Raw genomic sequence first — 11,036 nt, 5'->3', positions numbered from 1 at the left:
GGCGACGGGCCGGGGCCGGCGGGCCGCCGGCCCGTCGCCGGGACGGGGTGTCAGCGGCCCATCGTGAGCCCGTCACGCGCCGCGCCCCTGCTGAGTACGGCGCGGCGGATGGTGTCCAGGGCCTCGGTGTGCCCGCCGGCGCGCGGGAGGTTGACCACCCTGATCGGGCCGTTGTCCACGCCGTGGGGGATGAACTCCGCCTTCTTCACGGTCCATGGCTTGTCCGTGGTGGCGGGCGGGGCGAAGGTGAAGCGGGCGGCCGAGCCCATCTGGCCGCGCGGGTCGTTCATGACGCCCGCGACCTGGTCGCCCATGCCGTAGACGACCCAGGTGTCGTTCATTTTCTCGTACGCCTGGGGTATGTGGGCGTGGGTGCCGAGGATGAGATCGATGTCGTGGCGCCCGCCGTCCATCGAGGCGGTGAGTTTCTTGGCGACCGAGAGCTGTAGCTGATCCGGCGCCTCCTGCCACTCGGTGCCCCAGTGCAGGCTCACCACGACCACGTCGGCCCCGGCCCGGCGCGCGGCCCGGGCGTCCTTGACGATCTGCGCCGGGTCGATGAGGTTGACCAGCCACGGCTGGCCCTTGGGTACGGGGATGCCGTTGGTGCCGTAGCTGTAGGCGAGCTGGGCGACCGTGGCGTCACCGGCCTTCATGAGGGTCGGCATCACGTGCTCCTCGGCGGAGCGGGCCGATCCGGCGTGTCGCAGCCCGGCGCGGTCCATCGCGTCGAGGGTGCGGGTCACGCCTTCCGCGCCGGCGTCCAGCGTGTGGTTGGAGGCGGTGGAGCAGGAGTCGTAGCCGAGCTCCTTGGCGGCCTCGGCGACCTCCGGCGGGCTTTTGAAGGTCGGGTAGCCGGTGAACGGCCCGCCCGCCGCGCCGTAGACCGTCTCCATATGGCATATCGCCAGGTCGGCCCCGGAGACCACGGGCTCGGCCCCGGCGAGCATGGGTCCGAAGTTGTAGCCGTTGCCGCCCGCGTCCGTACGCGCCTGGCGGATCACCGAGTCATGGATCAGCAGGTCGCCGGTGGCCACCAGGGTGAACCCCTTGGTGGGCCCGGGCTTCGCCGCGGCCGCGGTCCGGGAGGACTTCTCCCCCGATTCGGGGGTGGCGGGTATGCCGGCGGTGCACGCGGTCGCCGCGCCGAACAGCGCGGCGACCACGAGCGCGGTCCGTTGACGGGGCTCGAGAGACAACAGGCTCACCTCACGCTCACATGGGCCAAATAGGTGGATAGTCGTATTTATGTGCGCGTGGGAGTCCACTTGAGTCGCGACAGCGCCGGGCTTCACCGGAACGGCCGACGAAACGCACCCGATGGGCCCACACCGCTACGCCGCCGGGCCGAGCGCCGCGGCGTGTCGCAGGGGCGCATCGCCGGGGCGGGGGCGGGGTGCGGAGCCGGGTTCGCGGTTCGCGGCAGTTCGCTAAGGCCGACAGTTGCCATTGCAGCGAACTGCCAGGCCATTCGGCCGCATTACGGCCCTACACTCGGGAACCACACCGGAAATCGGCAGCCTACTTATCGAGGAGGCCAGACCCCTCATGCCCGCCAATGGTCCCGCCCCGGGGATTCCGCTTGCCGCTCAGCGCGAATTCTGGATCGCCCACTCCCTGCGCCCGGACAGCGTCGCCTACAACATCGGCGAATATATCGAGATGCGCGGCCGGCTCCGTTTCGATTTATTCGAGGCCGCCCTGCGCCGCGCCTTCGCCGAATGTGCGGCGCTCGCGGTGCGGTTCATCGCGGACGAGGCCGGTCCGCGCTGGGCGGTCAAGGGACGCGACGACTTCCCGCTCGTCCGCGTCGATCTGACGGCCGAAGCCGACCCGCGCGCCGCCGCCGAGCGATGGATGGCGGAATTCTTGGCCAGGCCGGTTCCGCTGCCGGACGGTGAGCTGGTCGCCTACGCGGTGATCCAGTTGGCGGACGATCTCTATTACTGGTGCAGCCGATACCACCACATTCTCGTCGACGGATTCAGTGGACCGCTTATCGCGCACCGAGTGGCGGGGGTCTACTCGGCGCTGGACGCGGGCGAGGAAATACCGCCGAGCCCCTTCGGTGATTTCGGCCGAGTGCTCGCCGAGGAAGCGGAATACCGCGCTTCGGAGGCGTTCGCCCGGGACCGTGACTACTGGCTCGAGAAATTGCGCGACCTTCCGGAACCCGTTTCCCTGACCCGTCGGCACGCACCCGCCTCCGGTTTCACCCGGGCCTCGGACCGCCTGTCGCCCCAAGACCTGCTCGCCCTGGACCGCGTCTGCGAGCGGGCCAGAATCCATCGCTCCGCGATGCTCTTCGCCCTCGCCGCGCTGTATCTGCACCGGATGACCGGGGAGCGGGAGGTGGTGCTGGGGCTCGTCGTCGCGGCCCGCACCACCCCGGCCGCGAGGACCACCCCCGCCGTCCTGTCCAACGTCCTGCCCGTCCGGCTGTCCCCGCGCCCGGACATGACCGTCGAGGAGCTGGCGCGCGCCGCCCAGAAGGCGATGCGGTCAGCGCTGGCCCACCAGCGCTACCGCGCGGCCGACATGGCGCGCCTGGTCTCGTCGGACGGCCAGCCGGCCCGGCTGTACTCGATGATCGTCAACATCATGTCGTTCGACTACGACCTGCGGTTCGGCCCGCACCCCGCCGTCGCGCACAACCTGTCCACCGGCCCCGTCGAGGACCTGGCGCTCGCCTTCACCGACCACCTGGACGGCCGGGGCCTGACGGTCGGCCTGGACGCAAACGCCGCCGTATGGGGCGGTGCCGAGGCGCGGGGCCACGGCGAGCGGATCTCCCAACTGCTGAGGACCGTCGCGGCCGGCGGCAGCGGCATGTCGCTCGCCGAGGTCTCCCTGCTCTCCGACCGCGAACGGGGCGCCCTGCTGCGCAAGGCGACCGAGGCGGCCGTGGTGGTGCCCGACGCCACGGCGGACGAGCTGTACGAGCGGCAGGCCCGGCTCCACCCCGACCACCCCGCCGTGCTCTCCGGCTCCGCCGAGCTCTCGTACGCCGAACTCAACACACGGGCCAACCGGCTGGCGCGGGCGCTCATCGAGCGCGGCGTCGGCCCCGAGACACCGGTCGCGCTCGCGCTCCAGCGGTCCGTCGAGTTCGTCGTCTCCGTCCTGGCCGTCTGGAAGGCGGGCGGCGCCTTTCTGCCGGTCGACCCGCACTATCCGCCCGCGCGCGTCGAGTTCATGCTCTCCGACGCCCGGCCCGCGCTGACGCTGACGACCACGGCCCATGCGCGGACCGTCGGACACCTGCCGGGCGACCGGCTGCTCCTGGACGCCCCCGAGACCGTCCGCGACCTGGCCGGCCGCGACCCCGCGGACGTACGGGACGAGGAGCGGCACGCGCCGCTCGACCCGCGCCACCCCGCGTATGTGGTCTATACGTCCGGGTCCACCGGTACGCCCAAGGGGGTCGTGGTGACCCACGCGGGCCTGCCGAGCCTGGTGCACACCCAGCGCACCCGGTTCGGCGTCGGGCCCCGCTCCCGGGTCCTGCAGTTCGCCTCGCCGAGCTTCGACTCCGCGGTCTGGGAGCTGACCGCGGCGCTGCTGTCCGGCGGCTGCCTGGTCATCGGCGCCGACGGCACGCCGCCCGCCGGCCCCGAACTGCCCGAGCTGATCACCGGCCTCGGCGTCACACACGCCGTGCTGCCGCCCGCCGTGCTGGCGAGCCTGGACCGCGGCACCCTCCCGGCCGGGCTCAGGCTGATGTCGGTGGGCGAGGCGCTGCCGCCGGCGCTGGCGGCCGACTGGGCCGCCGACACCGTCCTGCTCAACGGCTACGGCCCGACCGAGGCCACCATCTGCGCGACCATGAGCGGCCCGCTCGGCGGCGAGGGCACACCCCCGATCGGCAGCTCCGCCGCCAACACGGCCGCGTATGTACTCGACGCCGCCCTGCGCCCGGTCCCCGTCGGCACGGTCGGCGAACTCTGGCTGAGCGGGCCCGGGCTGGCCAGGGGCTATCTGAACCGGCCCGGCCAGACCGCGCAGCGGTTCGTCGCCAACCCCTACGGCCCGCCCGGGTCACGGCTGTACCGCACCGGCGACCTGGTGCGGCGACGCGAGGAGGACCAGCAGTTGGAGTACGTGAGGCGCGTCGACGGGCAGGTCAAGGTGCGGGGCCTGCGGATCGAGGTCGGCGAGATCGAGGCCGTGCTGGCGGGCCATCCGGCGGTCGGGCGGGCCGTGGTGACGGCCGACGAGATCCGCCCCGGCGCCACCCGGCTGCTGGCCCATGTCCTCCTCGAGCCGGACACCGGCCACGCCACGGCCGCCGCGCTCCCGGCCGAGCTCATGGCCCGCGCCAAGAGCGGGCTGCCGGACTTCATGGTGCCCGCGCAGATCGTCCTGGTGGACCAACTGCCGCTGAGCCCCAACGGCAAACTCGACCGGGCCGCGCTCCCGAAGCCCCAGCCGGCCCAGGACACCGGACACCGGGCTCCGCGGACCGACCGGGAAGAGCTGTTCCACGAGCTGTTCACCGACATCCTCGGCCTTGACCACGTCGGCGTCGACGAGAGCTTCTTCGCCCTCGGCGGCGACAGCATCCTCTCCCTCACCCTGGTCAGCCGCGCCCGTGCCGCCGGGCTGGCCATCTCCCCGCGTGAGGTGTTCGAACACCGCTCCGTGGCCGCGCTGGCACAGGCCGCCCGCTCCGCGGCGGACACCTCCGACGGCGACGGCCCGCACACCACCGACGACAGCGGCGAGCTCTCCCCGACCCCGATCATCCGCTGGCTGACGGGCCTGGGGCCGGACGCCGTCAAGGAGTTCCACCAGTCGGTGCTGGTACGCGTGCCCGGTGACCTGCGCCACGACCACCTGGCCGGCGCGCTCGACACCCTGCTCGACCGCCATGCCGCGCTGCGCCTCCGGCTGGGCGCCGGGGAGGGCGGCACGCTGGAGATCGCCCCGCGCGGCGCCGTCGGCGGCCATGAGTGTCTGACCCGGGTGCCCGTACCGGATGTGAACCCTGACGACACGGCGCGGTGGCGCCGGGCCGTCGAGGCGGCATCGGAGGCGGCGCGCGGCCAACTCGACCCGGAGAAAGGGGTGTTGCTACGGGCCGTATGGTTCGATGCGGGCCCCGACCGGACCGGCCGACTGCTGGTGCTGATCCACCACCTCGCGGTCGACGGGGTCTCCTGGCGCGTACTGCTGCGCGACCTCGCCGACGCCTGGGCCGCGGCCGCCGAGGACCGGCCCCTCGCGACCCCCGGCCCGGTCACCTCCCTGCGGCGCTGGTCCCGGCTGCTGACCGAGGGCGCACACCACGAGGCCCGGACGGCCGAGCTCCCGCTGTGGGAGAACATCCTCGACGGCGCCGACCCGCTCCTCGGCCCCCGCCCGCTGGACCCCGCCCGGGACACCGCCACCAGCGCCCGGATGCTGTCGCTCTCCCTGCCGGCCGACGCCACCGCCGCGCTGCTGACCTCCGTACCCGAGCGCTACCACACCGGGATCAACGACGTCCTGCTGACCGCGCTCAGCCTCGCCGTGGCCGAGTGGCGGCGGCGCCGCGGCATCGGCGATACGGACGAGGTGCTGCTGGAACTCGAAGGACACGGCCGGGAACACCTCGCCGACGGCGTCGACCTCAGCCAGACCGTCGGCTGGTTCACCAGCATGTTCCCCGCCCGGCTCGCCCCCGGAACACTCGACTGGGCCGAGGTGACGGCCGGTTCCGCGGCGCTCGGCACCGCCGTCAAGACGGTCAAGGAACAGCTCGCGGCGCTGCCGGACCACGGCATCGGCTACGGCATGCTGCGCCACCTCAACCCCGACGCGGCGCACCGGCTCGCCGGCCACACCGGCCCGCAGATCGGCTTCAACTACCTCGGCCGGTTCACCGTGTCCGACGGCTCCGACTGGCTGCCCGACCCGGACCCCGACTTCGGAGCGCTGCGCGGCGGCCTCCCGCCCGGTATGCCGCTGCCGCACACCCTGACCCTCAACGCGCAGACCGAGGACCGGGAGGACGGCCCGCGGCTCATGGCGGTGTGGATCTGGGCGGGCGAACTGCTGGACGAGGCGGCCGTACAAGAGCTCGCCGACGCGTGGTTCGCCGCGCTCACCGGCCTGGTGGCACACGCACGGCACATCGGAAACCTCGCGTACGCCGCACACCGCGGCCACACCCCCTCCGACTTCCCCCTGGTCTCGCTGTCCATGGCCGAGGTGGAGCGGCTGGAGCGGACCGTGCCGGACCTGGCCGACATCTGGCCGGTGTCCAGCCTGCAGCAGGGACTGCTCTTCCACGCCGTGTACGACGACACCGCCCACGACGACTACGTGGTGCGGTTCGGCCTGGATCTGGCGGGCGACGTCGACCCGGCGCGGCTGCGCGCCGCCACCGAGGGGCTGTTCGCCCGCCACCCCGGGCTGCGTGCGTGCTTCGTACGCGAAGGGCTCGCCGAACCGGTGCAGGTGATCCCTGCTCAGGTGGCACCGGAGTGGCGGGAACACGACGTGTCGCGGCTGGACGGACCCGCGCACGAGGCCGAGCTGGCCCGGCTGCTGGACGCCGACAGCGGGCGGCGCGTCCCCGTGGACACCGCTCCGCTGGCCCGTTTCATGCTGCTGCGGCTCGGAGCGGACAGCTACCGGCTGATCCTCACCAGCCACCATCTGCTGCTCGACGGCTGGTCGATGGCGCTGCTCTCGCGCGAACTGCTCGCGCTGTACGACGCGGGCAACGACCCCGCCGCGCTCGCCGCACTGCCCGCGCCCCGCCCGTACTCCGCCTATCTGTCCTGGCTGAAGGGGCAGAACACGCAGGCGGGGCTCGACGCCTGGCACACCGCCCTGTCCGGGGTGGCCGGGCCCACCCTCGCCGCGGACCCGGACACCCCCGCGACGGCCGCCACCCGGCGGCACGTCCTGGAGCTGACGACTGAGCAGACCACCACGCTCACCGCGTACGCCCGCCGCCACGGCCTGACGCTGAACACGGTGGTGCAGGGCGCCTGGGCGATCGTGCTCGGCTGGCTGACCGGCCGCGACGACGTGGTCTTCGGCGTCACCGTCTCCGGCCGCCCGCCCGAGATCGACGGCATCGACACCATGGTCGGGCTGTTCATCAACACCGTGCCCGCCCGGGTCCGGCTGCGCCCGGAGGAGACGTTCCCGGAGCTGCTGACCCGCGTCCAGGACGAACAGGCCCGGCTGCTGGACCACCACCACATCGGCCTCACCGACATCCAGCGCCGCATCGGCACCGGCCGGCTCTTCGACACCCTCCTGGTCTATGAGAACTACCCCCACGACCCGGACGCGCTGCGCTCCGCCTCCAAGCGCCTGACCGTGACCGGAGTGCACCCCGAGGACGGCACCCACTACCCGCTCAGCGTGGTCGCGCTCCCCGGCGAACGGCTGCGGATCCACGTCAACTACTGCCCGGGCACCGTCGGCCGGAGCCGGGCGTCGGCCGCCGCCGACGCACTGGAACACCTCCTGACGGGAAGCGCCACCGGGGCGGCCGAGACCTCGGTGGCGCGTTTGCTGACCGCGGCCGCGCCGCAGCCGGCGGCCGGGGGCGTACGGTGCGAGGAGACCCTGCCGCAGCGGTTCGAGGCACAGGTACGGGCCACCCCGCACCACATCGCCGTGGTCGACGGCCGGCGCTCCCTGACGTACGCGGAGCTCAACGACCGCGCCAACCGCCTGGCGCGGCTGCTGACCGGACACGGCGCCGGGCCGGAGCGGGTGGTGGCGCTGGCGGTCGACCGCCGGGCCGAACTGGTCGTGGCGCTGCTGGCCGTCCTCAAGAGCGGCGCGACGTACCTGCCGGTGGACCCCGCCTATCCGCGCGAGCGCATCGGATTCATCCTCGCGGACGCCGCCCCGGTGTGCGTGATCACCACCACCGACACCGCCACTGACACCGCCGCCGCGCTGCCCGACGGCCTCGACGTACCAGTAGTGGCGCTCGACGCGCCGCAGGTGATGAGCGCCCTGCGGGACCTCGCGCCGACCGACCTGACCGACGCGGACCGCGGCGGCCCGCTCACCCCGGCGCACGGCGCCTACATCATCTACACCTCGGGCTCGACCGGGCGGCCCAAGGGCGTGCTGATCCCGCACGAGAACGTCATCCGGCTGTTCACCTCCACCGACCACCTCTTCGGGTTCGGCGCGGACGACGTGTGGACGCTGTTCCACTCCTACGCGTTCGACTTCTCGGTGTGGGAGATCTGGGGCCCGCTGCTGTACGGCGGCTCGCTGGTGATCGTGGAGCACACCGTCACCCGGTCCCCGGGAGAATTCCTGGAGCTGCTGGTCGAACAGGGCGTCACCGTGCTCAACCAGACCCCGTCGGCGTTCTACCAACTCCTCGGCGCCGACCGCGACCGCCCGGAGCTGGGCGCACGGCTCGCCCTGCGGTATGTGGTGTTCGGCGGCGAACGGCTCGACGTATCCCGCCTGGGGGACTGGTACAGCCGCCATCCCGAGAACGCGCCGCGGCTGGTCAACATGTACGGCATCACCGAGACGACCGTGCATGTCACCCACACCGAACTGGTCCGCGCCGACGCGGTGCGGGACGCCTCGGTCAGCCCCATCGGGCGGCAGCTCCCCGATCTGCGGCTGTATGTCCTCGACCATCTGCTGCGCCCGGTGCCCCCGGGCTCCGTCGGCGAGCTGTACGTCGCCGGCCCCGGCCTGGCCCGCGGCTACGCGGGGCGGCCCGCGCTGACCGCCGAGCGGTTCGTCGCCGACCCGTTCGGCGCCCCCGGCGAGCGCATGTACCGCACCGGAGACCTGGCCCGCCAGGGCGGCGACAGCGGGCTGGAGTACGTCGGACGGGCCGACGGCCAGGTCAAGCTGCGGGGCTTCCGGATCGAGGTCGGCGAGATCGAATCCGCGCTCACGGCCCTCGACCAGGTGGCGCGGGCGGCCGTCGTGCTGCGCGAGGACCGGCCCGGCAGACCGGCGCTGGTCGCCTATCTGGTGGCCGAGCCCGGCGCCGCACTGCCCGGGGCCGCCGAACTGGCGGCGCTCGCGGCGGCCCGGCTGCCGGTCCACATGGTGCCCTCCGCGTTCGTGGAGATGCCCGAACTCCCGCTGACGGTCAACGGCAAACTGGACCGCGCCGCCCTCCCGGCCCCCGACTTCACGGCCGCCTCGACGGCGGCCCGGCCGCGCACCCCCGCGGAGGAGACCCTGTGCTCGCTGATGAGCGAGGCGCTGGGGGTGGGCAGCGTCGGCGTGGACGACGACTTCTTCCTGATGGGCGGCGACTCCATCGTCTCCATGCGCTTCGCCGACATGGCACGCCACGCCGGCCTGGCGCTGCGGCCCAGGGACGTGGCGGAGGGCCGTACGGTCGCCGCGCTGGCCGAGATCGCCGAGCGGAGCGCGCCGCGCCGGGGGCCGGCCGACGAGGGCCGCCACCGGGACGGCGGCGGCGCGGGCGACGGCGCGGTCGACGGGGTGGGCGACGGAGTGGGCGAGCTCCCCGCGACGCCGATCATCAGGCGCATGTGGGACGTCGACGGGCCGATCGACGCGTACCACCTCTCCATGGCGGTCCGCGTCCCGGCGGGCGCGCGGGCCGAGCATCTGACCGCCGCCCTCCAGGCGCTCGTCGACCGCCATGACGCGCTGCGGATGCGGCAGCAGGACGACCAGGGGCGGCGGGCGCTGGAGATCGCGGAGTCCGGCTCGGCCCGGGTGGCCGACTGCTTCACCCACCAGGTCGTCCAGGTCGCCGACGAGGCGGAGTGGCCCCCGGCGCTGGCCGAGGCGTCCTTCCGCCACCAGGCGGAGCTCGACCCCGCGTCCGGCCGCACCCTCCAGGCCATCTGGCTGGACCCCGGGCCAAAGCGGCCCGGCCGGCTGCTGATCCTGCTGCACCACCTCGTGGTCGACGGGGTCTCCTGGCGGTTCCTGCTGCCGGACCTGGCCCGTGCGTACGAGGCGGTCGCCACCGGCCGGCGTCCGGATCTGCGGGCACCGGCGACCTCGTACCGCAGGTGGGCGCGGCATCTGGTCGAGGAGGCCATGGAGCCCGCGCGCGAGAAGGAACTGGAGATGTGGACGCGGATGTTCGAGCCGCAGCGGCCCACGCTGGGCACCCGGCGGCTCGACCCGCGGACCGACACCCTGGCCTCGGCGCGGATGGCGCTCTTCGACCTCCCGGAGGAGGACACGGCGACCCTGCTCGCGGTGCCCGGCGCGCTGGGCGTGGACCTGCGCGATGTGCTGTACGCGTCGTTCGCCGTCGCCTACGCGCGCTGGCGGGGCGAGGAGGGCACCGGCGTGCTGGTGGACCTCCAGGCGCACGGCCGTGAATTCCTCGCCGACGGGGTCGATCCGTCGTCCACCGTCGGATGGTTCACCGCGCAGTTCCCGCTCGTCCTGGACCCGGGGGAGATCTCCGAGGAACAACTCGACGCCTCCGGCGCCGCGTTGACCGAGGGCGCCGCGCGGGTGGGGGCCCAGCTCGCGGCCCTGCCCGACAACGGCATCGGGTACGGCCTGCTGCGCTATCTCAACCCGCGTACCGCTCCGCGGCTGGCCGCGCTCGGCGATCCGCAGATCTCCGTCAACTACCTGGGCCGGTTCCAGGTCGGCGAGCGCTCGGCCCACTGGACCCCCACCGGCGAGGCGGGGTCGGCGATGGGCGGCGGGGCGGACGCCGGGGCTCCGCTGGAGCGCACCCTGACCCTCACGGTCGCGGTCGAGGACCGCGAGCGGGGCGCACGGCTTGCGGCGCGGTGGATCTGGCCGTCGGGCGTCCTCGAGGACGACCACGTCGCCGAGCTCGCCCGGCGGTGGTTCGCTGTGCTCAGCCGCTACGCCGCGCACACCAGGGCGGCGCGCACCCAGGCCCCCTGACGGCGGAAGTCCCCGGCCGCGTAGATCTCCGGATGGGAGGTGGAGCGCAGGGCGGCGTCGACGCGGATCCGGCCGGCCGTATCGAGGTCGAGCCCGGCCCGCGCGGCGAGCTCGGTGTTCGCGGTCATGGACGCGGCCCAGAGGACCGCGTCGGCGTCCACCTCCTCGGGGGCGGCCACCCG

At 73.6% G+C, this 11,036-nt stretch carries 3 protein-coding genes; 1 reads left to right on the top strand and 2 read right to left on the bottom strand.

The annotated features are described in order from the left end of the window. Positions 1–50 precede the first annotated feature (50 nt). Positions 51–1,199, bottom strand: coding sequence for a CapA family protein (locus tag ACWDSL_RS31990; RefSeq protein ID WP_450491398.1), 1,149 nt, complete (start codon positions 1,197–1,199; stop codon positions 51–53). A gap of 349 nt (positions 1,200–1,548) precedes the next feature. Between ACWDSL_RS31990 and ACWDSL_RS31985 the strand changes: the two genes are divergently transcribed. Further along, the gene (locus ACWDSL_RS31985) at positions 1,549–10,854 is read left to right on the top strand and encodes an amino acid adenylation domain-containing protein (protein WP_450491396.1); all 9,306 of its coding nucleotides are present in this window, start codon (positions 1,549–1,551) and stop codon (positions 10,852–10,854) included. Here ACWDSL_RS31985 and ACWDSL_RS31980 read toward each other — a convergent pair. Next, positions 10,812–11,033, bottom strand: a complete 222-nt coding sequence (locus tag ACWDSL_RS31980; RefSeq protein ID WP_450491394.1) for an FAD-dependent oxidoreductase — start codon at positions 11,031–11,033, stop codon at positions 10,812–10,814. The genes ACWDSL_RS31985 and ACWDSL_RS31980 overlap by 43 nt on opposite strands. Between the last annotated feature and the right edge of the window lie 3 nt (positions 11,034–11,036).

Source organism: Streptomyces sp. NPDC000941, from assembly GCF_053599555.1.
Note: the sequence above shows the minus strand (reverse complement) of the source record. Positions and strands in the feature narration are given on the sequence as shown.

Excerpts from the sequence above, each read along its gene's own strand:
- ACWDSL_RS31985 (WP_450491396.1), top strand. The coding sequence starts at position 1,549 with ATGCCCGCCAATGGTCCCGCCCCGGGGATTCCGCTTGCCGCTCAGCGC.